Annotated in this window: 21 protein-coding genes and 1 pseudogene; 14 read left to right on the top strand and 8 right to left on the bottom strand. The window is 61.4% G+C overall.

From position 1 onward, the window contains the following. Window positions 1–4 precede the first annotated feature (4 nt). From AC13DE_RS07955 to AC13DE_RS07935, 5 genes are read left to right on the top strand one after another with little or no spacing between them, the layout of a single operon-like run. Window positions 5–889, top strand: a complete 885-nt coding sequence (locus tag AC13DE_RS07955) for a branched-chain amino acid ABC transporter permease (RefSeq protein ID WP_037929833.1) — start codon at window positions 5–7, stop codon at window positions 887–889. 3 nt (window positions 890–892) lie between these two features. Next, window positions 893–1,945, top strand: a complete 1,053-nt coding sequence (locus AC13DE_RS07950) for a branched-chain amino acid ABC transporter permease (RefSeq protein WP_037929836.1) — start codon at window positions 893–895, stop codon at window positions 1,943–1,945. A 35-nt stretch (window positions 1,946–1,980) separates the two neighbouring features. Further along, window positions 1,981–3,219: an ABC transporter substrate-binding protein gene (locus AC13DE_RS07945; RefSeq protein ID WP_037929839.1), complete on the top strand. Its 1,239-nt coding sequence runs from the start codon at window positions 1,981–1,983 to the stop codon at window positions 3,217–3,219. Between the two features lie 60 nt (window positions 3,220–3,279). Beyond that, window positions 3,280–4,071 (top strand): ABC transporter ATP-binding protein, encoded by a 792-nt coding sequence (locus AC13DE_RS07940; RefSeq protein ID WP_114865554.1) that lies wholly within the window; start codon window positions 3,280–3,282, stop codon window positions 4,069–4,071. Between the two features lie 13 nt (window positions 4,072–4,084). Further along, window positions 4,085–4,873 (top strand): SDR family NAD(P)-dependent oxidoreductase, encoded by a 789-nt coding sequence (locus AC13DE_RS07935; RefSeq protein WP_132998117.1) that lies wholly within the window; start codon window positions 4,085–4,087, stop codon window positions 4,871–4,873. 22 nt (window positions 4,874–4,895) lie between these two features. Here AC13DE_RS07935 and AC13DE_RS07930 read toward each other — a convergent pair whose 3' ends face one another. Beyond that, a complete protein-coding gene (locus AC13DE_RS07930) occupies window positions 4,896–5,999 on the bottom strand; it encodes a CaiB/BaiF CoA transferase family protein (RefSeq protein WP_240790881.1) in 1,104 nt (367 codons plus the stop codon). A 112-nt stretch (window positions 6,000–6,111) separates the two neighbouring features. Between AC13DE_RS07930 and AC13DE_RS07925 the strand changes: the two genes are divergently transcribed. From AC13DE_RS07925 to AC13DE_RS07915, 3 genes are read left to right on the top strand one after another with little or no spacing between them, the layout of a single operon-like run. Further along, complete coding sequence (locus tag AC13DE_RS07925; RefSeq protein WP_240790882.1) at window positions 6,112–6,900, top strand: enoyl-CoA hydratase/isomerase family protein; 789 nt, start codon at window positions 6,112–6,114, stop codon at window positions 6,898–6,900. A gap of 16 nt (window positions 6,901–6,916) precedes the next feature. Then, window positions 6,917–8,155 carry a thiolase family protein gene (locus tag AC13DE_RS07920; RefSeq protein ID WP_114865558.1) on the top strand — a complete coding sequence of 413 codons (1,239 nt, stop codon included), beginning with the start codon at window positions 6,917–6,919 and terminating at the stop codon, window positions 8,153–8,155. A 15-nt stretch (window positions 8,156–8,170) separates the two neighbouring features. Then, window positions 8,171–9,337, top strand: coding sequence for an acyl-CoA dehydrogenase family protein (locus AC13DE_RS07915; RefSeq protein ID WP_114865559.1), 1,167 nt, complete (start codon window positions 8,171–8,173; stop codon window positions 9,335–9,337). Between the two features lie 114 nt (window positions 9,338–9,451). Here the strand turns inward: AC13DE_RS07915 and AC13DE_RS07910 are convergent, their stop codons facing one another. The 7 genes and pseudogenes from AC13DE_RS07910 to AC13DE_RS07880 form a co-directional block, all read right to left on the bottom strand. Further along, window positions 9,452–9,664, bottom strand: coding sequence for an acyl-CoA dehydrogenase family protein (locus tag AC13DE_RS07910; protein WP_483047521.1), 213 nt, complete (start codon window positions 9,662–9,664; stop codon window positions 9,452–9,454). Next, window positions 9,661–9,891: a hypothetical protein gene (locus tag AC13DE_RS07905; protein ID WP_353937234.1), complete on the bottom strand. Its 231-nt coding sequence runs from the start codon at window positions 9,889–9,891 to the stop codon at window positions 9,661–9,663. Before AC13DE_RS07905 ends, AC13DE_RS07910 begins: the two co-directional genes overlap by 4 nt. Window positions 9,892–9,994: 103 nt before the next feature. Further along, window positions 9,995–10,315 (bottom strand): annotated as a pseudogene (locus AC13DE_RS07900) (UTRA domain-containing protein); the annotation flags it as partial. Between the two features lie 592 nt (window positions 10,316–10,907). Further along, on the bottom strand, window positions 10,908–11,735 hold the full coding sequence (locus tag AC13DE_RS07895; protein WP_114865562.1) for an IclR family transcriptional regulator: 828 nt from the start codon (window positions 11,733–11,735) through the stop codon (window positions 10,908–10,910). Window positions 11,736–11,874: 139 nt separating this feature from the next. Next, window positions 11,875–13,989, bottom strand: coding sequence for an acetate--CoA ligase family protein (locus AC13DE_RS07890; protein WP_240790883.1), 2,115 nt, complete (start codon window positions 13,987–13,989; stop codon window positions 11,875–11,877). Window positions 13,990–14,011: 22 nt separating this feature from the next. Then, entirely contained in the window at window positions 14,012–15,178 is a 1,167-nt protein-coding gene (locus AC13DE_RS07885; RefSeq protein ID WP_114865564.1) for an acyl-CoA dehydrogenase family protein, read from the bottom strand. Between the two features lie 31 nt (window positions 15,179–15,209). Beyond that, complete coding sequence (locus AC13DE_RS07880; RefSeq protein WP_114865565.1) at window positions 15,210–16,424, bottom strand: CaiB/BaiF CoA transferase family protein; 1,215 nt, start codon at window positions 16,422–16,424, stop codon at window positions 15,210–15,212. 158 nt (window positions 16,425–16,582) lie between these two features. Here AC13DE_RS07880 and AC13DE_RS07875 point away from each other — a divergent pair, with 158 nt between their 5' ends. From AC13DE_RS07875 to AC13DE_RS07850, 6 genes are all read left to right on the top strand, one after another. Then, window positions 16,583–17,998: an acetate--CoA ligase family protein gene (locus AC13DE_RS07875; RefSeq protein ID WP_240790884.1), complete on the top strand. Its 1,416-nt coding sequence runs from the start codon at window positions 16,583–16,585 to the stop codon at window positions 17,996–17,998. Beyond that, window positions 17,995–18,660, top strand: a complete 666-nt coding sequence (locus AC13DE_RS07870; protein ID WP_037929878.1) for an acetate--CoA ligase family protein — start codon at window positions 17,995–17,997, stop codon at window positions 18,658–18,660. The genes AC13DE_RS07875 and AC13DE_RS07870 overlap by 4 nt, the downstream gene beginning before the upstream one ends. Window positions 18,661–18,725: 65 nt before the next feature. Further along, a complete protein-coding gene (locus AC13DE_RS07865; RefSeq protein WP_114865567.1) occupies window positions 18,726–19,163 on the top strand; it encodes a MaoC/PaaZ C-terminal domain-containing protein in 438 nt (145 codons plus the stop codon). Continuing rightward, window positions 19,160–20,302, top strand: a complete 1,143-nt coding sequence (locus AC13DE_RS07860; protein WP_037929884.1) for an acyl-CoA dehydrogenase family protein — start codon at window positions 19,160–19,162, stop codon at window positions 20,300–20,302. Before AC13DE_RS07865 ends, AC13DE_RS07860 begins: the two co-directional genes overlap by 4 nt. A gap of 46 nt (window positions 20,303–20,348) precedes the next feature. Continuing rightward, window positions 20,349–21,521 carry an acetyl-CoA acetyltransferase gene (locus tag AC13DE_RS07855; RefSeq protein ID WP_114865568.1) on the top strand — a complete coding sequence of 391 codons (1,173 nt, stop codon included), beginning with the start codon at window positions 20,349–20,351 and terminating at the stop codon, window positions 21,519–21,521. Window positions 21,522–21,525: 4 nt separating this feature from the next. After that, window positions 21,526–21,930, top strand: coding sequence for a Zn-ribbon domain-containing OB-fold protein (locus AC13DE_RS07850; protein WP_114865569.1), 405 nt, complete (start codon window positions 21,526–21,528; stop codon window positions 21,928–21,930). Window positions 21,931–21,958 lie beyond the last annotated feature (28 nt).

The raw sequence follows: 21,958 nt of genomic DNA, 5'->3' as shown, positions 1-21,958 counted from the left end.
AAGAATGGTCTATTTCATCAATGACATCATAACCGGGGCTTTGATCGGCCTGTTGTACGCATTGGTCGCCATGGGATTTGTCGTGATCTACCGCGCCAGCAAGGTGTTCAACTTCGCGCAGGGCGAACTTGTGATCATCGGTGGTTTCATCGTCTGGTTCACGACCATGCAGGTCGGGCTAAGCCTGTGGTTGTCGATACCTCTATCGCTGGTTCTGGCGGGTCTGGTCGGATATGCGATTGAACGGATCTTCCTGACAAAGCTGATCGGTGAATCTGTGTTTTCGATGGTCATGGTCACCGTCGGCCTGCTGATCTTGTTGCGCGGGCTTGTGCTGCTGCTGTTCGGCCCCGCTGTCCGGCCCTTTCCGATCATCTTTCCGTTAAAGCCGCTTTTTCTCGGAGATATGTTGATCCCGATGAACCTGTTGATCGGAGGGATCATCACCGTCGTCGCGGCTGTTGGCCTGTCGTGGTTCTTTAACCGGACCCGGTCGGGGCTCCGGATGACCGCCGTGGCGGAGGATCATGTCGTCGCCTCCTCGATGGGGATCTCCGTGAAGGGGTCGATTGCCTTCGCGTGGATCTTGGGATCGATCCTGTCCACGATCGGTGCGATGATCTTTCTCAGCGGCAAGTCACTGACCTTCCTCGCGTCCGATATCGGGTTCGCGGCGCTCCCCGTTGCGCTGTTTGCCGGGCTCGAATCCATCGGCGGTCTGATCCTTGCCGGGGTGATCATCGGTGTGGCGCAGAGTCTGACCACAAACTACCTCGATCCGATGATCGGCGGTTCGCTGGGCAGTGTCGTGCCCTATATAATCATGCTCGCCATCTTGCTGGTACGGCCCACGGGGCTGTTCGGCTGGCGCACGATCGAGAGGGTGTAAGTCATGGATCCTTCCGGCATTTTCCCCACCAGCTATCGCACCGACAGGCGTGTTGTCCGTACGCGCTGGCAAATGGCTGCTCTCGCGCTTTTCGTCGGTCTCATGCTGGCAGCGCCCTACCTCGTGAGCGGACGCATCGTCGCGATTCTGAACATGATGATGATCAGCGCGGTCATCGCCGTCGGGCTTCAGATCTGCACCGGATATGCGGGGCAAATCAACCTTGGCCAGGCCGCGTTCATGGGTGTCGGGGCCTATACCGCCGCGATTCTGGCATCGAAAACGGGTCTCACATTCCTTCTGACGATCCCGCTGGCCGGGTTATCTGCTGCGCTGTTCGGTTTTCTCTTCGGGCTGACCGCGGCACGGATCAAGGGGTTCTACCTTGCCCTCACCACCATTGCGGCGCAGTTCATCTTTCACTTTGCCGTCCTGAACCTGCCCTCGAACTGGATGGGCGGGTCGAACGGCATCACCGTGCCTCCCGCAGAGCTATTCGGGCTGCGCTTCGTTGGCGAAACCGCGCAATTCTACATGAATTTCGCGGTCACTGCGATTATGATCGCAGGTGCGTTCGGTATCGTGCGCTCGCGCTTCGGACGTGCCTTCGTGGCGGTCAGGGACGACGATGTGGCGGCCGGGATCATGGGGATCAATGTCGCGGCCACCAAGGCGAATGCCTTTCTCATCGGGGCGTTCTATGCCGGGGTCGGCGGGGCTCTCTGGGCCTATATGATACGCTTTGTGGGTGTCGATCAATTCACCCTCTTCCATTCAATCTTTTTCGTGGCGATGATCATCGTCGGCGGCATGGGATCCATTGTGGGCGCATTGGTCGGGGTGTTCGTCATCCGCATCATCCAGGAAATCATCGCGACCGTCGGCCCGAATATCGCCGATTCGGTATCTTTTCTGGGCGGCGACATCGTGTTCGCGGGCATGAACGTCATTCTGGGCGGCGTGATCGCATTGTTCATGATCCTGGAACCCAAGGGGCTGATGCACCGCTGGAATATTATGAAATCGTCTTACCGTATCTGGCCGTTCCCCTACTGACCGATAGAACGGCTTTCAACCTGGGAGGAATAACAATGACCTACAAGACACGACACGGGCTTCGCGGCATGCTGGCCGCAGGTGCCATGGCCCTCGCGGCGACCATACCGCTGAAGGCACAGGCCGAAACGACGTATAACCTTGCCCTCCTTTCGGATTTCTCCGGCCCCTATGCCGATATCATGCCGACACTGGCTTCGAGCCGCGAAGCGGTTTTCGACTGGTGGAACGCCACCAGCGGTCAGAAACTTGGTGTGAAGCTGAACTATAAGAACTACGAAACCCGTTATGACGCCGCCCAGGTGGCGAGCCTTTGGCCGGGAATCAAATCGGAACTGGACCCGATTGCGGTCGTCGGCCTTGGCGGACCGGATGTTGCCGCCCTTTCCGAGCGCCTGCCGGAAGACAAGATTCCGATGTTCATGGCGACAGCCGCCTACGGCTATGCTTGGCAATCCGACGCGTGGATTTTTAATCCGCGTCCGACCTATTCGCACGAGAGCGCTGGCTTCCTGAGCTGGATGCGTGAACAGCGCGGCGGTGACGAACCCCTCAAGGTCGCAATCCTGGCGTCCGAAGCCTCGCCCGCCTACGTCGACATGGCAAAGGGCCTGGAACTCTACGCAGAAGAACATCCAGAAGAGCTCGATCTGGTCGAGATCATCTATACCGAGGTGCAACCAACGGATCTGACGGCCCAGATGCGCCGCGTCGCGCGGGCAGGTGCCGAGGCGCTGATCGTTCAGACGAACACCTCTATCGTGGTTGCGGCGAAACGTGGATTGCAGGCCAACGGTGCCGACATCCCGATCATGATGAGCTCGCATAACGGGCTGCCTGCCTCGGGCGGCGCGCTTGGCGGACTTGATCAGCTCGAAGGCGATTACGAGGCCTACGGCATGGCAGTTGCTGCGGATGAAGACACACCCGCGCGGCAATTCTATGAAACGCTGGCTGCGGATTATGGCCTGGAAGCACCCTGGAACGTGGTCACCGCGATGGGTATTTCGCAGGGGCTGTATACCGTCGCCGTAATCGGCCACGCGATCGAGGAGAACGGGGCCGAAGGTCTGACCGGCGAGAAAGTACGCGAGGCGCTCTTTGCCCAGCCGATCACAGCGGAGGAAACCCAAGGGTTCCTGCCGACGCTGACCTTCACCCCCGATGCGCCATTTCCTCTGAAAGGTCTTCAAGTGAATGTTGGCACCGTCAAGGACGGCAAGATCACCATCGAAGCAACGGGCGTGGATGTTCCCGACGTCAAGAAGTGGTGAACACAACCGGGCGCCGCGATCGCGGCGCCCGTTCTGAACCCTAACCCCGGGCACAATACCATGCTGGAACTCAACAACGTAGAAGTGACCTATTCCGATGTCATCCTGGCGCTCAAGGGCGTTTCGATGAATGTGCGCGAAGGTCAGTGTGTTGCGCTGCTCGGCGGCAACGGGGCGGGGAAAAGCACGACGCTGAAAGCTATTTCAGGCACGTTGAAGTCGGAGGACGGAACTGTTTCGGCGGGCTCCATCACGCTGAACGGCACGCCGATCCAGAACATGGAAGCGTCAAACGTGGTCAAGACCGGTCTCATCCATGTGATGGAAGGGCGGCGCGTGCTGCGCCACCTCACGTCCGAGCAGAACCTTATCGTAGGCGGGCATATGGTGCCCAACTCCGCTGAGCTGAAAAACCGGCTGGAGCATGTCTATACTTTGATCCCTCGCCTGACCGAGCTACGCAGCCGAACCGCCGGATTCATGTCCGGTGGCGAGCAACAGCTGCTGCTGATCGGTCGCGCCATGATGGCGAAACCCAAGATCATCGCCATTGACGAGCCATCGCTCGGGCTCGCCCCGATGATGATCCGGGATGTCTACGCGGTGCTTAGGCAACTCAAATCCGAAGGGACGACCTTTTTCCTGGTCGAGCAGAACAGCGCCGCGGCGCTGTCGATCGCGGACTATGCCTATGTGATGGAAAACGGGCGTATCGTGATGGATGGCCCCGCCGACAAACTCGCGGACAACGAGGACATCAAGGAATTCTATCTCGGTGTCACCGCGTCGGGCGAACGCAAAAGCTATCGCGACATCAAACACTATCGGCGTCGCAAAAGGTGGCTTGGATAGAAAGGGACAGACTATGAGTGAACTCCTCGACATCAAGGGCCGTACCGCATTTGTAACCGGTGCCGGACAGGGGGTGGGCCGTCAGGTCGCGCTGTATCTGGCGCAGCACGGCGCTGGCGCCGTTGTGGTCAATGATTTCCACGCCGAACGCGCAGAAAGCGTTGCTGCAGAGGTGGAGGCCGCAGGCGCCAAGGCGCTTCCGCTGGCATTTGACGTATCCGATTTCGAGGCCGTTGGCGCAGCCTTTGCCGAAGCGCAGGAAACCTTTGGCGGCGTTGATATCCTGGTCAACAATGCGGGCAACGCCGGGCCGACGTCGCGGCTTGACGATCTTGTGCCGTTCTGGGAATCCGACCCAACCGAATGGCGCCGTTGGATGGCCACGAATTACGACGGGGTGCTGAACTGTACCCGCCACGCAATGCCATTGATGGTCAAAGGCGGCTATGGGCGGATCGTGACCGTTATATCCGACGCGGGCCGCGTCGGAGAGCCGCATCTGGCGGTATACTCCGGTGCCAAGGCGGGAGCCGCGGGCTTTATGCGGGCCATTGCAAAGGCCGGTGGCCGGTTCGGGATCACCGCGAATTGCGTCGCCCTCGGCGGAACACGCACGCCGGCGGTCGCCGATCTGATCCCCGACGCAGAGACCGAGAAGCGGGCCCTGTCGCAATATGTGATCCGCCGGTTGGGAGAGCCGGAAGACCCTGCCGGCATGATCCTGTTTCTGTGCTCGGACGCGGCGAGTTGGATCACCGGACAGACCTATCCGGTGAATGGGGGGTATTCCTTTGCCTGCTAGGGCCGAATGTGGGCGGGCGACTTTAGTCGGATCCGCCCGCGAACACGCTGTCATTGTCAGCGCCAAGCTCGGGCGGAAGGCCCGAAATTCCGGATACAAAGTCATTGAATTTCAAGGGCTGAACCAGGAAAGTCTCGGTCTTGCCGCTGTCATGCGCGACGGTGCGCAGCAGTTGCCGTGCACGTACATGCGGGTCGTCCAGCGTTTCGACCAACGAATTGAGCGGCCCCCAAGGCACGCCCGCGGTGTCAAACAAAACTCCCCAATCGGCACGCGTTTTGCTGACCAGCACCGCCGCGATCTCTTCGCGCAGTGCGTCCTTGCGGGCGACGCGGTCACGGCCTTTCAATCCGGCCAGGTCCGGCTTGCCGATCACATTGCAGAACGGCTTCCAGAACCAGTCCTCATGCGCGATGGACAGCGTCATCAGCTTGCCATCCTTGCAGGTGAAAACGCCATAGGCCGGTTCGGAGATGAATTCGCCCAACGGCGTGCCATTCGCGGCCGGAACGAGGAAGGCGGTGAGCATGGAGACCACTGCGTCCGACATCGAGACGTCCACGTACCTCCCCTGCCTCGTGCGCTCGCTGGAAACGACCGCCGACAGAATCGCAATGGCCGCGAACAGCGCCGCGCCGACATCCGCAAGTGGAATGGTCGGCAGCGGTCCGGGCTGTCCGGCATCCGCCTGATCGGCCAGCAGCCCACCGACACCTTCGTAGCTCAGATCGTGGCCCGCCCGGTCTCGATAGGGACCATCCTGCCCGTATCCCGAGATCGACACGTAAACGAGGCGCGGATTGATCGCGCGCATGTCTTCGAAACCGGCGCCGAGCGCCGCCAGTTTGCCGGGTCGGAACCCCTCGACGATGACATCGGCACCTTTAGCCAGATCGTGAAACTGTGCCATTCCTTCGGTCGATTTCAGGTCGAGCGCAACGCTGCGCTTGCCCCGGTTCAGCGCCCGGAACAGGGGTGGAAACTGCCGGGCCGGATCGCCGATACCCGGCCTTTCGACCATGATGACCTCGGCGCCCATGTCCGCGAGCAGCATTGTTGCATAGGGACCGGGGAATTGTTCGGCGAGGCTGAGAATTTTCATGCCGGCCAGGGGTGCAGTGCTCATATCAGGCTCCATCTGTCGTTTTCCGCGCGAGCGGGTCCGCCTCATAGCAGCGTATTTCAGCAAGAAAAGCAAGCCGAAAACCTAAAAACCTGTTTTTAATCATGAGGTTAACGTGACTGAAGCACCCCCGACCCTATCCGTCGAACGTATGTCCAGAACCGAATGGATTACCCTCCAACGGACTGACCAGATGAACGCCATGTCCATGCAGATGTTGCATGAGATGACCACCGCCCTGGAGAACGCGATGTCCGACGACGCAGTCCGCGCCATCGTTCTGACCGGATCGGGGCGGGCGTTCTGTGCCGGTGCGGATCTCAAGGAAGTCGCCGGTGCCAATCATGAACCCGGCCAGCCGGACCTGCTCGATCTGGTCGATCATACCTTCGGCCTGATGCGCGACGGCCCCAAACCCGTGATTGCCGCTGTGAACGGGCTTGCCATGGCAGGAGGGCTCGAAATGGTGATGGCCTGCGATCTGGTCTTTGCCGCTGAAAGCGCCAAACTGGGCGATGCCCATTCCAATTTCGGCGTATTTCCGGGGGCCGGGGGCGCAGCGATTCTGCCACGGCGGATCGGTCTGAACCGCGCCAAATACCTGCTGTTCTCGGGCGAAAACGTATCCGCGCAGGACATGATGGACTGGGGACTGGTGAACAAGGTTGTCCCGGATGCGGAACTGCACGACGCCGTCCAAGCCTTCACCGACAAGCTGGCCGACAAAAGCCCTGCCGTGCTGCGCCGCATGAAAGCGGTCGCGAACCGGTCACTGAACGTCGACGAAGCTGCCGCCTTGTCTGAAGAAATGCTGAATCTGCGCGCGCACATGCGGTCGTGGGATATGCGCGAAGGTCTGGCGGCTTTCAATGAAAAGCGCAAACCGCAGTTTCGCGGCTACTGAACAAGGAGACTGCAAGATGCAGGATATCTATGTCGTTGGCGTCGGGATGACGCCGTTCGGGAAATTCCGGGACAAGACCATCAAGGACATGACGGGCGAAGCCGTCACCGCCGCGCTTTCGGACGCCGGGGTGACCGCTGATCGCATCGACGGTGCATTCTTCTCGAACGCGGTGCAGGGTCATATGGAGGGCCAGCACATGATCCGGGGCGAGATCGCGTTGCGCGAGATGGGCATTCAGGGCATTCCGGTGGTCAACGTCGAAAACGCCTGTGCCAGCGCCTCGACCGGGTTCAAGCTGGCCGTGGATTTTCTCAAGGCAGGGAACGGTGATTGTTGTTTGGCCGTAGGTGCCGAGAAAATGTATTCGGATGACCGCGCGCTGATGTTTTCGGCCTTCGACAGCGGTTGGGACGTCAGTAATGGCGAAGAAGTCGCGCGGCGTCTGGCCGATCTGGGCGCCGGGGTCGAGGAACCGCAAGGGTCGAAATCGCCCAAGCCCTACAGCGTGTTCATGGATGTCTATGCCGGTTTCGCGCGGCTGCACATGAAGACCTTCGGCACGACGCAGGAACAGTTCGCGGCCGTCTCTGCCAAGAACCACGCGCATTCCGCGCATAATCCGCTGGCACAATACCGCGATGCGATGACAGTTGAACAGGTTCTGCACGCGCCGCCCATCACCTACCCGCTGACCCTTCCGATGTGCGCGCCGATCTCCGATGGCGCGGCCGCGGCGGTTCTGTGCACCGGCGAAGGGCTCAAGCGGCTGGGTCTCGATTCATCCCGCGCGATCAAGGTCAAGGCCGCGATCCTGCGCTCAGGCACAGACCGTCCGCCGGAGGATTACAAAAACCACCTGACCCGCCTTGCAGCACTTCAGGCCTATGAACAGGCGGGGCTTGGCCCAGAAGACATGTCGATCGCCGAGGTGCATGACGCCACCGCCGTGGGCGAAGTCATCCAGATCGAGAACCTCGGTTTTGTCCCGTTCGGTGAGGGTGGCCCGGCCAGCCTGCGTGGCGAAACCAAAATCGGCGGACGGATCCCGGTAAACCCCTCTGGCGGACTGGAATCCAAGGGGCACCCGGTCGGGGCCACCGGGATCGGACAGGTTTTCGAACTGGTCACGCAACTGCGGGGCGAGGCTGGCGCGCGTCAGGTCGAAGGTGCGAAGAATGCCATCGCCGAAAACGGTGGCGGCCTGCACGGCGTCGAAGAGGCCGCTGCCTGTGTCACCATTCTGGGCCGTTGAAACAAGGAAAAGAATATGGAAAACGTGATCGCCGCCGCTCAGGCAATCTATACAGACGAGCAGCGCATGTTGCTGGAAAACTTCCGCAAGATGGCCGAAGCGGAGTTCGCGCCGTTGGCAGAAAAATACGAGGATCTCGGCCACCCGCCGGATGCGGACACGCTGAAATCCCTGTTCGCCAAGGTCGAGGAATTCGGCCTGATCAGCGGACTGATACCGGAGGAAGACGGCGGTGCCGGGATCGACCGGATGACCTACGGCATCCTCTACGAGGAACTGGCCCGCATCTGGGCCGATTTGGCGATTGCGGTGCTGATCCAGAGCCATGCTGTTTTCGCGGTCAACCTGCTGGGCGACGCGGCGCAAAAAGAGACATATCTGAAGCCGCTCCTGCGCAGTGAGCGCATTTGTGCCACCTGCATTTCCGAACCGGAAGTCGGCTCGAACGTGCGAGAGGTCAAGACCCGCGCGGAACGCAAGGGGGACAAGATTTTTGTTACGGGCCAAAAGCTCTGGATTTCCAACGGGGCGCAATCGGACTTCGCAATCGTGGTCTGTAATCTCGACGATGGGATCTCCATGGTCATCGTCGATCGCGACAAGGGCGGCTACGAAAGCCGCGAGTTGCGCAAGATGGGGCTTGTCGGTGCCTCGACCTGCGAATTGTTCTTTGACCGGGCCGAAACAACGGACGCCCATGTTCTGGGGAACTCCGGCGGCGGTCTGTTCCAGACACTGAAGCTGTTCGAAAGCGCGCGTGTGTTTGTCGGCCTGACCAGCATCGGCATCGCCCAGGCCGCGCTGGAATGCGCCGTCAAATACGCGCAGGACCGCGAGCAGCACGGAAAGCCGATTGGCGGGCATCAGTTGATCCAGGGGTATCTGGCCGACATGGCCACCCATCTAGATGCAGGACGGCTGTTGTGCCAGCGCGGGCTGCAACTTCTTGATATGGGCGTGCGCTGCGACACCCAGACCTCGATGGCAAAATGGTATGCAACCGAGATGGCCGTCGAAATCGCCGGAAAAGCGGTGCAGATCCACGGCGGTAACGGCATCACCAAGGAGTTTCCCGTCGAACGCCACTTCCGCAATGCGAAAGTCATGCCGATCCCGGATGGGACCACCGAGATTCAGAAGCTGGTGATCGGGCGGAACCTGACAGGGTTGAACGCGTTCTGAAAGCGGTCCCTGCCCTGACGATGTAGGACCGCGCAAGTGACAAGGTTCGCGCGGCTGCGCGCACCTGCCACAGACGTCGTCGGGCCTTTGGCCCGTGCACATCGGGTTCTCCGGTTATCGAAGGGCGATTGCAGCTTCATGCGATTGCGCTGGCCGAAACCAATGCGGTGTTCTCACAAGCGGATGCTGGATCGCCTGGTTCTGACCGATCGGACGGCCGAACACGATGCGTTCGCGCGCATAGGCCGCCGCCTTTTCCAGGACGTATATTCCGAACCCGACCGCTGCCGAAGTGACGACAAACCGCTTGGCGTTCCGCCCGTTCAGCAGGACGTTGAAGCACGGCGACGCGCAAAGGTGAATATGGGCGTGGTGTCAAGGCCGACGTCCGGTTCAGTGACGCCAAAGCAGGAGCGGTGTGCCCCCCGGATCAGCGGCCGCAGCATCCGGGCCTTCCGTTCGTCGGTGCCAAAGCCGACCACAGGTTGCAGCCCGAAAATGTTGATCTGCACCGCAGAATTGGCCGCCGCACCGTAGCGCCCGATCTCCTGCATGACCAGAGATGCCTTGTTGATGCCGGGACCCGATCCCCCACTGCTCTTCCATGGGCACGCCATAGAAGCCGCCCTTTGCGATCTCGGCGGTGAAAACGTCGCAGCGGATATGGGCGATATGGGCTATGACCGGTCGGCCTTCGGGATCAAACAGGCGCGAGACGACACGGGCCACCGGCTCGCTGAAGGTGACGCCCAGCAAGTGGGCGGTGGCGACATCGGCCCGGACGATAGTGATGATCTGGTAGCCCGACAGGTCCGTCAGGCCGGTATGATCGCGCGACAGTTGCGAATAAAGCTGCGTTTCGTCGGCACCCTCGGGCAGCATGTCAAAATAGTGTTGCGGCAACCACAGATCGGCCAGCAAATAGGGCTGCGCCTTGGTATAATGGTGCTTGCGCACATGAAGCTGCGGCGTTTCCATCCCCGTCAGGTCGCGGCCAAGATCGGAAAGCGCCAGCGGATCGTGGGCGGGCGCGCGCGGCTTGATCTGCTCGGCCTGCGCGATGACAAAGATGCCCAGTCCGAGTGCGCTTTCGATCAGGCCCGCACTGCGCAGAACCCCCAAGGCCTGACGGACGGCCCCATTCCTGTGTGGGACTGGGCAACCAAAGACGCTCAGATCCCTGCCGGTGGGCGCGTTTACTTCGACTCTCAGCCCGGCTGCTCGTTATGCGGATGAGGTCCGGGCCAACCGTGCATAGGTTCGGCAACGTCGATCCCGACTCTGAAGACACATTGATATGGTACGAAAGCGGGCGAATTGGGTCAAACTTGCCGCACGGCGTTACCACCGAGCATAGCCACATCCGAGGATGCGAACCCGCGGTGGTGTAGCAAACCCGGTCAGCTGATCCGTGCGTTCATCCAATTCAGAACCGAAGCCACGTCCGCGACCGGGGAGGTTTGGCCGCATCAAATGACGGGCCGCTTTAAATGTATCTATAGCGTGATCGTCGACTGCAGACCTGCTCGTGTCCATTCGAGACTCATCTTTGGGAAGGGTGTATCGGAAATCACGACAGACGGGACCCCGATGATCCATAGACTCTTGGGTCATGACCTTTCTTTCCCAGATTCCGAACAATTTCTTCACGCATGATATTAACAATCTCGTTTTCGGATCGCAGGATGACATCCGTTGGGGCACCAACCCCGACGGCGAAAAGACGAGAACTCTGGTGGCTGGGAAAAGGCATGGAGATCAATCCCGCGCCTTTGACAACTTGATCGGTGGAAAGATAGTACCCCTTGGCGCGGGTCTGGGCCAACGAGGCGACGAAGGCCTTCACGTCCACTGCCGGTTCGTCGGGCGCACGGTAGGCATTGATTCTTCGCAACAGACGGCACACTTCTTCATCGCTGAAGCGGCTCATCAGAACCCGCCCAAGCCCCGAAATTCCCAGCGGTCGTCGCGTACCAAGTGAAATGTGGTGGATCGGCGACTTTTTCGGACGGATCAGGTGCACATACTCCGCGTCGTCACCGTTCTTGGTTGCCAGGACCACCACATGCCGGGTCCGTTCCGAAATAGCCTTCAGCAGCCGCTGAATGATGCCTTCACCGAACAGGTCGGGATTCATCCATGACCCCAAGAGCGGAACCCGCTCGGTGGGGAAATAGCTCTTCCGTTTAGCGTCGTGGGTCAGGAACCCCAACTCGACCAAACTTTTCAGGAGCGCCGAGGTGCTCGATTGCGGATACCCCAATTCCTTGGAGACCTCCACGACCGATAGCGGTCGACGAACCTCGTCGAAATACACCAAGGTCTGGCAAGTGCGTGCGACCGATTTCACGATGGGGGTCCCGCGTGCCTTCACCGAAGCCCGATGCGCGTCATCCATAATCCCCTCCCGGCATACTATTATATGAACAGTATTCAGAAAGTAGAATGGCGGCGTATGTGATTTCTGTCAACTGTTAGAAAATTACACAAAGCCCGCCACATGCGTCGGAGGCTCGGGAAGGTGTCGGGTACGGGTGTCAGTGGCCTCCTCTTCTCGTGGGGATAATTACGCCATCTGCGGCCACGGCGCCCTGGCCACTCGGACCGATGATCAACGGGTTCACATCAATGGTCTCAAGCGCGGCGCCGTGATGGGCCGCAAAGGCTGACAGGCGCGCAAGCGCGTCAGCGAGCGCGTCGATGTCGCGTTCGGGCGCGCCGCGGAATGCGTCCAGCAGCTTGCGACCGTGGATTTCGTCGATCATGCGACGCGCTTCGGCGGGGCCGAAAGGGGCAACCCGGAAGGACACGTCCCCCAGGGCCTCGACCAGCACCCCACCCAGACCGAACATGACCACCGGGCCGAACGCCGGATCCTGGGTCACGCCGAGTATGGCCTCCAGCCCCGGTGCGGCCTGTTCTGCCACAACCAGCCCGTCGATCCGCGCATCGGGCGCTTTCTCTGACGCCAGTTCCAGTATGCGCGCCCCGGCAGAGCGGACCTCTTCGACCGAGCGCAGGTTCAACGCCACGCCACCGATATCGGATTTATGCAGGATGTCGGGCGAGGCAATCTTGAGCACGATCGGAAAGCCCATCTCCTGCGCCGCCTCGGCTGCCGCTTCCGGGGTCTTGGCCAGAATTTCGCGCACGATCCCGATGCCGGCCTCGGCAAGCAGCGCCTTGGCCTCGATCTCGTTCACCATGCCGTCCGGCAACGGCGACAGGTCCGGCAGTTCGGGTATCGGGTCGTCTTCGCCCGCGCGCGCAAAGGATTTGGCGAAATAGCGCAATGCGGCCATCGCGCGGACCGCACGGGTCGGTTCCTCGAACACGATGAACCCCGACTTTTCATATGCGGCACGACCCTCGGGTTCGGTCAGCGAACAAAACAGCATCGGCCTGCCGGGGTACTTCTCGCGGATGCGCTCCAGCCCGGTCCGGATGGCTTCGTTCAGGTCGGCAACAAGACCGACCGTGGACATGAAGATGATGGCACCGTCGATTTCGCCGTCGCCAAACAACACATCCATGTTGGTTTCCAGGAGGTCGATCTGGTTTACCAATTGCGCCGTCACATCGACGGGGTTTCGGACACCGGCAAAGGGCAGCACCGCTTTCAGTTTCTTCTGCGCATGATCGGGAAGCGCGGGCACATCCAGCTTCAGTTTCTCTGCCTCGTCGGCCATCAGCACCCCAACGCCACCGGACACCGTCACAAGACCCAGCCGGTCGCCCTGCATCATCGACGCGGATTCGGCGCAGGCATAGGTCACATCGAACATTTCGTCGACAGAGTGCGCCCGGTAGACACCGTATTGCCGGAAAGCCGCGTCATAGACCGCGTCGGACCCCGCCAGTGACGCGGTATGCGACTGTGCGGCCTCGGCGCCAACCGCGCTGCGTCCGACCTTCATCATGACCACTGGCTTTTCGCGGGCGCGGGCGAGTTCAAGGGCCTCGACCAGCCTGTCGCGGTCGGTCGCGCCTTCGAGGTATCCCATGATCACGCGGGTTTCGTCATCCTGTGCGCAATAGGCCACCGCATCGGCGAAATCGACGTCGCAGGAATTGCCCGTCGTCGCCCACAGGTTAACGCCCAGTCCGCGCATCCTGACGAGCGTCATGCAATACGACCCGAAGGCGCCGCTCTGGCTGACGATCGACACGCCGCCCGGCTTGGGCAGGTGCTTTTCGACCCCCGGCGTGAAGGTCGCGTAAAGGTTGTGGCGGACGTTGGCGATGCCAAGGCAGTTCGGCCCGACAAGCCGCATACCGCTTTCGCGCGCGATATCGACCATGCGCGCCTGAAGCGCTGCACCTTCGTCGTTGACCTCGGAAAACCCCGAGCTGAAGATCACCGCGCCGCGCACGCCGCGCGCCGCGCAATCCTCGACCGCCTGAACCGCCAGTCGCGCAGGCAGCGCGATTACAGCCAGATCCGGTGCCGTCGGAGCCTCGGTGATCGACGGATATGCCGTCAGCCCCTGCACCTTGGACGTTTTCGGGTTTATCGGCAGGATCGTGCCCTGGAACCCATGCCGCCTGAGAAAATCCACCGGCCGTCCGCCGATGCGTTTGGGATCACTCGACGCGCCGATCACGGCAACAGAACGAGGGGCGAAAATGGCATCCATTCCGTCAATTCGCATGGGTTTTCCTTTGATGTTCGTATTAATAGGATTTCGGCAGGCCAAGCGCGTGCTCCGCAATGAACGACAACACCAGTTGCGGTGTGACCGGCGCGATGCGGAACAGGATGGCTTCGCGCACCAGACGCTCGACATGGTATTCCTTGGCATATCCGAAACCGCCGAATGTCAGCTGCGCGGTCTGCGTCGCCTTCACCGCCGCTTCGCCGGCCAGGTATTTGCCCGCGTTGGCTTCGTTTCCACACGGCTTGCCAGCATCGTAAAGCGCGCCGGCGTTCATTGCCATGAGGTTGGCCGCTTCCAGTTCGGCCCAGCAGGCGGCCAAGGGGTGCTGCACACCCTGGTTCTGGCCGATCGGCCTGCCAAACACGACACGCTCATTGGCGTAATCCGCGGCGCGGCGCAGCGCGTTGCGCCCGATGCCAACTGCTTCGGCGGCAATCAGAACCCTTTCGGGGTTCAACCCGTGCAGGATCTGGCGAAAGCCCTGACCTTCCTCGCCGATCAGATCCTCGGCCGGAATCGGCAGGCCGTCGATGAACAGCTCGTTTGAATCGACACATTTGCGGCCCATCTTCTCGATCTCGCGCACCGTGACGAATGTCCGGTCGAGATCGGTGTAGAACAGGCTTAGACCTTCGGTCGGTTTCTTGACCTCTTCCAGCGGCGTGGTACGCGCCAGAAGCAGGATCTTGTCGGCGACCTGGGCGGTCGAAATCCAGACCTTCTGCCCGTGCACGACATAGCGGTCACCCTGACGCACGGCGCGGGTCTTCAGCTTGGTCGTGTCCAGGCCGGTGGTCGGTTCGGTCACGCCGAAACAGGCACGTTGCGCGCCGGCCACCAGCGGCGGAAGGTGCTTTTTCTTCTGGTCGTCGGTGCCGAATTTGACAACGGGATTGAGGCCGAAGATGTTCATGTGCACCGCCGAAGCCGCGCTGTTGCCGCCCCCCGATTCCGCGATGGCCTGCATCATGATGGCAGCATCGACGATGCCCAGACCGGCGCCGCCGTACTCTTCGGGGATGGCGATGCCCAGCCAGCCATCGCGCGCCAGCTTCTGGTGCAATTCGTGCGGAAAGCCGCCTTCGCGGTCCCGGTCGAGCCAGAATTCATCATCGAACTCTTCGCAAATCCGAAAGATCGCGTCGCGAATTCCCTGCTGCTCCGATGTCATTTGATAGGTCATGATTATTCTCCTTCATTCTCGCAAACCCCGATCAGGAGTCCGGTTCGCCAACCGTGCCTTTGTCAACCAAAGCGGCAATCTGTTCGGGGTCGAAACCAAGCTCTTCCAGCACCGCACGGCTGTCGGCCCCCAGTTCGCCGCGTCCGAGCCAGCGCAATCGTCCCGGCGTCTTGTCCAGCTTTGGCACGGGTCCGACGACCCTCGTGTCGTCTCCCTCGACCCCAACGATGTCGCCGCGCGCCGCGATCTGCGGATCGGCCAGGATGTCATCGACGTCATAGACCATCGCCGCCACGGCATCGTGGGACTTGAAGATGTCGATCGCTTTCTGCGCGTCATGCTGTGCCACGAATGCGCCGAGCCGGTCGACGATCTCTTCCGTATGATCCGCAAAGCCATCCAAGCTTTGGAATTGCGGCTGTTCAGCCCATTCCTGTCCGCCCGCGGCTTCCAATAGGCGTCGACCGGTCGCCGCGCTGCCTGCGCTGACCGTAACCCACTTCCCGTCCCCAGCGCGGAATACGCCCGCCGGGGCGTAGGCGTTGGGAGCCTGGAGCCCGTTTCGATCAACCGGCAGTCCCGCGCCGGTCCGCGTTGGAACGTGATAGTCGATCAGACGCAACAGCGGCTCGAAGATGGCCAGATCCACCACCTGCCCCCGTGCGCTGCCATTGTGCACCGCATGAAGCGCCATCATCGCGCCGTAGGCCGCCATGAGGCCGGTGGTTGAATCCGCCGCCGGAAAGCCGGGGTGCATCGGTGCGTTGTCGGCAAAGCCGGTCATGTGGGCCAGTCCGCTCATGGCCTCGCCGGCCCGACCGAAACCGGGCCAGGAGGACCGCGGCCCGGTCTGGCCATAGCCCGAGATCCGCACGATCACCAGATCCGGGTTCCATTCATGCATAACCTCCGGCGCCAATCCCGCTCTTTCAAGCACACCGGGACGAAAGTTCTCGATCAGAACCTGCGCATTTTCGATCAGGCGGCGCAGAACCTCGCGGCCTTCGTCGGTCTTCCAATCCAGCGCCACCAGCCGCTTGTTTCGCGCCAGTGTTTTCCACCAGACACCTACACCGTCCTTGGCGCGCGCGCTCAGAACCCGCAGCATGTCGCCCTGCCCCGGTCGTTCGATCTTGATCACCTCGGCACCGAAATCGGAGAGCAGCGCGCCGCACATCGGCGCGGCAATCACATGCCCCAGTTCAATCACCCTGAGATCGCTCAGCGGCCCGTCTTTTACCTTCATTCGGTCGTCTCCCAGATTGTCATTTCCCGGTCGTCAAGCCCCAACCGCCAGGTCAAGCGCTCTCAGTCTCCCCGGAACCGAAATACATTGCGAGAACAATCGAACGCCCGTTAGATCTCTGAAAAAGGCAACGACGTTTTCACTTGACGGAGGAAGAAATGGTTGAGCTAGACACGAATCGAATGGCTGAACGCCGACGCTCGGTCGCACAGGCATTGGACGGTCTGTTCGATCCGGGTACCATCGCCGTGGTCGGGGCGTCCCGCACCAGAGGCAAGCTCGGACAAGCCGTGCTGGCGCTGCTGAAGAGCAACGGCTATCGCGGCAGGATCATCCCGGTGAACCCTTCAGGCGGCGAGATCGAGGGCCTTGAGGCTGTGCGCAGCCTGGAAGAGATCGGCGGTCCGATTGACGTGGTCGTTCTGGCCACCCCGGTCGGTGTTGCACTTGATGCGCTGGAAAGCTGCACGCGGCTCGATGTCAAAGTCGTGGTCGGGGTGACGTCGGGGTTTTCTGAAGCCGGGGAAGACGGGCAGGAAAACGAACTGCGATTGCGCAGAATCATGCAGAACGCACCCTTTCGCCTGGTCGGACCGAACTGCGAAGGCGTGGTGCGCCCCGCGTCGGACCTGCAACTGACCTTCAGCCCCATGTTCAACGACCTCCGCCCCGGCCCGGTAGCGATAATCTCCCAATCCGGCGCGCTTGCGGGTCTTATGGCGCTGCGCCTGGGCGAACGCGGCGTGGGGATCAATGCCATCGTCTCCAGCGGTAACGAAACCGATCTGACGGCGGCAGATCTGCTCGACTACCTGGGAAACGACCCGCAGACGCGTGTGGTTCTGTGCTATGTCGAGGAACTGCGCGACGGGCGTCGGTTCGTCGAAGTTGCACGCCAACTGGCAAAGGCAGGCAAACACGTCGTTGCGGTCAAGGGCGGGCGCAGCCGCGCCGGATCGCGCGCGGTCCAGTCGCATACCGGCGCGATGGCCGGAGACGACCGGGTGATCAGCGCGGTGTTTCGTGAAACCGGGGTAATCCGCGCGCGCGAGTCCGTGGCCGCTGTCGATGCCGTCACGGCGCTCGCCGCGGGGCGGCGGCCTGCCGGCAACCGGGTCGGCATCATCTCTGTCACCGGCGGGCTTGGCGTCGAGATGACCGATCTGGCCGAAAGCGCGGGGTTCGAGGTGCCGGTGCTGGCCGAGGCGACGCAGACCGCACTATCGCGCTATGTGCCGTTCTACGGGTCGGTCTCGAACCCGGTCGACCTGACCGGCGTGGTTCTGGCGAATCCCACCTATGTGGGTCGCTGTCTGGAGGCCGTTGCCGATGATCCGGGCGTCGATATCGCTATCGCAATCATCACATTTGTGCCGGATCAACAGTTCATCGAAGCCTTGGCCGAAGCGTTCGACAGCACCGGCAAGCCGATCCTGATCGTCTGGACCGGCGCTGCGCGCAGTAATGCCTCGGGCGAGGCGCTGCGCGAACGGGCTGTTCCGGTGTATGATTCGCCCGCGCGGGCGGCGTCGGGCCTTGCGGCGCTGGCAGCCACGACGGGAGAAGTGTCATGACCCCCAGAGAAACACTGGAAAGCTGGCACCGTGCCGGGCGCAAAGTGGTGCACGAGGCCGACGCGAAGGACCTGCTGCAGCGGATCGGTATACCTGTGCCGAAACGCAACCCCGCTGAAGGGCGCTGTGTCGCCAAGCTGTGTCACGACGACTATCCACATAAGTCAGATCATGGCCTTGTCCGGCTGGGTCTCTCGCCCGAAGAGGCGAAGCGAGCCACCACCGAAATGGCGCAACGGTTCCCGGGCGGCACGACGCTGATCGAGGAAATGGAAGACGGGTCCGTGGCCGAATGGATCATCGGCTGTAAACGCGACGACACTTTTGGCCCGATCGTTCTGGCCGGTCCCGGCGGCATTCTGGTGGAACTGATCGACACGGCCGAAATCCGGCTCGCTCCGGCAAAGCCACAAACCGCCGAATCTATGGTGCGCTCGGGTCCGGGCGCCAGGATGCTGGCTGGCCTGCGCGGCGCGGAACCGGCCGACCGGGGGGGCCTGGCGGACCTGATTTCGCGCATATCTGTTTTCTTCGCCGAAAACGCCGATCTGATCTCGGAAATTGAAATCAACCCTGTGATGGTTCGGGCGGACGGGAAAGGTTTGGTCGCTGCCGATGCCTTGATCGTGTTGTCACCTAACGCGGATGAACAGGAGAGTTAAACGTGATACGTCACCCTTTCGGAGAGTTGTCACTGGGCCAGACCGGCGTGTCGAGCGGGCGAACGATGACGGAAACCGATGTCGTTAATTTCTGCATGCTTACCGGGAACTGGCTTGAACTGCATTCCAACATTGAGCATGCCAAGGAGGCGATCTACGGCCAGCGTCTTGTTCAGGGCAGCCTCGTGTTTTCCATCGTCAATGCGATGATCCCCTTCGACAGCTCCGTGCTCGCCGCCTTCTACGGCTGCGACAAGCTGCGCTTTCTGCGGCCGACCTTCATCAACGACACCCTCTGGGCGCGCGTGGAAATCGTCAATCTGAAGGACCATGACGAAAAGCACGGCGTCGTGACCAGCAAGCTGGAAGGCATCAACCAACGCGACGAAACGGTCCTGCGCTGCGAATTCAGTCTGCTGATCCGCAAGACACGTCTGGGTCGCCCCGGAGAGCCCGCCAAGATCCGCGCCGCGCATGACAAAACACACGGAGAGAACGCATGAACTTTCTGACACCCGAACAAGAGATGTGGCGCACCACCGTCGCGCGTTTCATCGACGAAGAGATCGGCCGCGACTACATCCGCAAATGCGACCGTGAGCGCGAATACCCCTATGAGGCCTACGAAAAGGTCGCCAAGCAGGGCTGGCTTGGCATCCTCTTTTCCGAGGAAAGCGGCGGGCTGGGCGGCGATATCGTGGATTACGCCCTGATGTGCGAGGGGCTGGCGAAATACGGTTTCGATTTTTCCACCGGTCTGATGGTCGCCACCTTCACCGCGATGAACATCGAGAAATTCGGCACGCCCGAACAGAAAGAGCGCTACATCCAGCCGTTCCTCGATGGCGACATCCGCTTCTCGATCTCGATTTCCGAACCCGGCGCCGGGTCGGACGCGGCTTCAACCAAGACCCGCGCGCGGCGTGATGGCAATGGCTGGGTGGTAAAGGGGCAAAAGCTCTGGTGCTCGGGCGCAAAGGCCGACAATGCGATTCTGGCCATGCTGACCCGCACCGACCCCGACGCCCCCAAGCACAAAGGGCTTTCGGTGTTCCTGATCCCCAACGACGCTGAAGGGCTGGACATCCGCAAGCTGCCGACCCTGGCGCGGCGCGCAACGGGCACCACCGAGATTTTTGTCGACGATGTGAAACTGCCCGCCGACGCGCTGCTGGGGACCGAAAACGAAGGCTGGAAAATCATCACCGACCATCTGGAACTGGAACGCGTCGCCGTGGCCGCCGCCTATGTCGGCAACGCCCAGACAGCGGTGGACGACGCTCTGCGCTACGCCCATGAGCGGATACAGTTCGACAAGCCGATCTTCGACTTTCAGGTGATCCGCCACATGCTGGCCGATATGCAGACCCAGGTCGACGCCGCGCGGTTGCTGGTCTATCGTGCCGCCAACCTTGCCGCGGCCAAAACGCCCTGCACGCGCGAAGTGTCGATGGCAAAGCTCTTTGCCTCTGAGACCCTGCAAACCGTCACACGCAACGGCATGCAGATCCTCGGCGGTCATTCCATGCTGCCGGACGCGGATATGGAACGGTATTTCCGCGAAGGAATGCAAAGCACCATCGGCGGCGGGACATCGCAGATCCAGCGCACGCTGATCGCCAAGACCATGCGCCCGAACTGACGTCGGGACCGCATCGGAACGACGGGACAACAGGGAGAAAGAGCATATGAAGAACGGACGCGACCCGGTGATCGTCGGCCTTGCCGACGCGCCAATCGAGGATGGGAAATTCGTCACCAAGGCGTCGGTCTTGGGCCATGCCGCATTGGTGGCAAAGGCCGCCGTCGAAGAAGCCGGTCTGACGCTGGATGATGTCGATGGTCTTTTGACCGCCGGCATGTGGGGCGTGCCGGGGCCGGGACAGCTCGCCACTGTAACGCTGGGCGAATATCTGGGCATCATGCCGACCTACGTTGACGGTACCAATATCGGCGGCTCTGCCTTTGAAGCGCATGTCGCCCACGCCGCGATGGCATTGCGCGAGGGCTATTGCGAGGTTGCGCTGATCGTTTACAGCTCCGACCAGAAATCCCTGCGCAGCCGCAATCTGGGCGGACGTCCATCGGTGCTGTCGATGCAGCACGAAACCCCCTATGGGATGCCGACGCCTGTGGGCGGCTACGCGATGGCGGCGCAGCGGCACATGCACGAATACGGCACCACTTCCGAGAACCTTGCCGAGATCGCCGTCGCCACCCGGAAATGGGCGCAGCTGAACCCCGCCGCAACGCGGCGCGATCCGCTGACCGTCGACGACGTTCTGTCCAGCACGATGATCTCGGAACCGCTGCACCTGCTCGACTGCTGCCTTGTCACCGACGGCGCGGGCGCCATCGTTATGACCACCGCCGAACGCGCCAAGAACCTCAGGACCAAACCCGTTGCGGTCAAGGGCTATGGCGAGGCGCACACCCATTGGGCCATCGCAGAGATGCCCGACCTTGCCCGTCTGCTGCCGGCGCAAAAGGCCGGCGAAACCGCGATGAAAATGGCCGGTGTAAGTCCTTCCGACATTGACGTGGTCGAGGTCTACGACAGTTTCACCATCACGGTCCTGCTGACGCTGGAGGCGCTGGGTTTCTGCAAGATCGGCGAAGGCGGCGATTTTGTCTCCGGCCAACGCACGGCACCCGGCGGTGCCTTTCCGATGAACACCAATGGCGGCGGCCTGTCCGCGCTGCATCCGGGCATGTACGGGATATTCCTGCTGATCGAGGCCACCCGCCAGTTGCGGGGCGTCTGCGGCGACCGGCAGGTCGCGGGTGCCGAGACCGCGCTGGTGCATGGCACGGGGGGCACGCTGTCCTCTGGCGCGACCGTGATTTTGCAGAAGGACTGAGCCGATGAGCACTGAAAAACCGCTTCCAGTGATCGACCACGACAGCGCCCCCTATTGGCAGGCCGCACACGAGGGCCGCCTTGACATCCCGCTGTGCGGCGATTGTGGCAAGCATCACTTCTATCCACGGGCGATCTGCCCGTATTGCCATTCCGACAATCTGAATTTCGATACGGTCAGCGGGCGGGGCGAGGTGCATACCTTTACCATCGCCCGCCGCCCGGCGGGCCCGGCCTTTGCTGACGACGTTCCCTATGTTGTCGCGCTGATCGAACTGGAAGAAGGCCCGCGGATGATGAGCCGGATCCAGACCGACGACCCGGAGAAAGTGCATATCGGGGCCAAGGTCGAAGTGACCTTCGTGAAAGCCAGCGACGAGATCAGCTTTCCTTACTTCAGGATGACCTGAGACAGCAGGCACAGGTCCGCGCAACCAA

Source organism: Sulfitobacter sp. L-8 (assembly GCF_056859255.1).
The sequence above is the reverse complement of the archived record's forward strand: the minus strand, read 5'-3'. Positions and strand labels throughout refer to the sequence as shown.

Bases quoted from the DNA above. Each gene is read 5' to 3' on its own strand.
- AC13DE_RS07955 (WP_037929833.1), top strand. From the start codon at position 5: ATGGTCTATTTCATCAATGACATCATAACCGGGGCTTTGATCGGCCTG.
- AC13DE_RS07950 (WP_037929836.1), top strand. From the start codon at position 893: ATGGATCCTTCCGGCATTTTCCCCACCAGCTATCGCACCGACAGGCGT.
- AC13DE_RS07945 (WP_037929839.1), top strand. From the start codon at position 1,981: ATGACCTACAAGACACGACACGGGCTTCGCGGCATGCTGGCCGCAGGT.
- AC13DE_RS07940 (WP_114865554.1), top strand. From the start codon at position 3,280: ATGCTGGAACTCAACAACGTAGAAGTGACCTATTCCGATGTCATCCTG.
- AC13DE_RS07935 (WP_132998117.1), top strand. From the start codon at position 4,085: ATGAGTGAACTCCTCGACATCAAGGGCCGTACCGCATTTGTAACCGGT.
- AC13DE_RS07930 (WP_240790881.1), bottom strand. From the start codon at position 5,999: ATGAGCACTGCACCCCTGGCCGGCATGAAAATTCTCAGCCTCGCCGAA.
- AC13DE_RS07920 (WP_114865558.1), top strand. From the start codon at position 6,917: ATGCAGGATATCTATGTCGTTGGCGTCGGGATGACGCCGTTCGGGAAA.
- AC13DE_RS07915 (WP_114865559.1), top strand. From the start codon at position 8,171: ATGGAAAACGTGATCGCCGCCGCTCAGGCAATCTATACAGACGAGCAG.
- AC13DE_RS07905 (WP_353937234.1), bottom strand. From the start codon at position 9,891: ATGCAGGAGATCGGGCGCTACGGTGCGGCGGCCAATTCTGCGGTGCAG.
- AC13DE_RS07895 (WP_114865562.1), bottom strand. From the start codon at position 11,735: ATGGATGACGCGCATCGGGCTTCGGTGAAGGCACGCGGGACCCCCATC.
- AC13DE_RS07890 (WP_240790883.1), bottom strand. From the start codon at position 13,989: ATGCGAATTGACGGAATGGATGCCATTTTCGCCCCTCGTTCTGTTGCC.
- AC13DE_RS07885 (WP_114865564.1), bottom strand. From the start codon at position 15,178: ATGACCTATCAAATGACATCGGAGCAGCAGGGAATTCGCGACGCGATC.
- AC13DE_RS07880 (WP_114865565.1), bottom strand. From the start codon at position 16,424: ATGAAGGTAAAAGACGGGCCGCTGAGCGATCTCAGGGTGATTGAACTG.
- AC13DE_RS07875 (WP_240790884.1), top strand. From the start codon at position 16,583: ATGGTTGAGCTAGACACGAATCGAATGGCTGAACGCCGACGCTCGGTC.
- AC13DE_RS07870 (WP_037929878.1), top strand. From the start codon at position 17,995: ATGACCCCCAGAGAAACACTGGAAAGCTGGCACCGTGCCGGGCGCAAA.
- AC13DE_RS07865 (WP_114865567.1), top strand. From the start codon at position 18,726: ATGACGGAAACCGATGTCGTTAATTTCTGCATGCTTACCGGGAACTGG.
- AC13DE_RS07860 (WP_037929884.1), top strand. From the start codon at position 19,160: ATGAACTTTCTGACACCCGAACAAGAGATGTGGCGCACCACCGTCGCG.
- AC13DE_RS07855 (WP_114865568.1), top strand. From the start codon at position 20,349: ATGAAGAACGGACGCGACCCGGTGATCGTCGGCCTTGCCGACGCGCCA.
- AC13DE_RS07850 (WP_114865569.1), top strand. From the start codon at position 21,526: ATGAGCACTGAAAAACCGCTTCCAGTGATCGACCACGACAGCGCCCCC.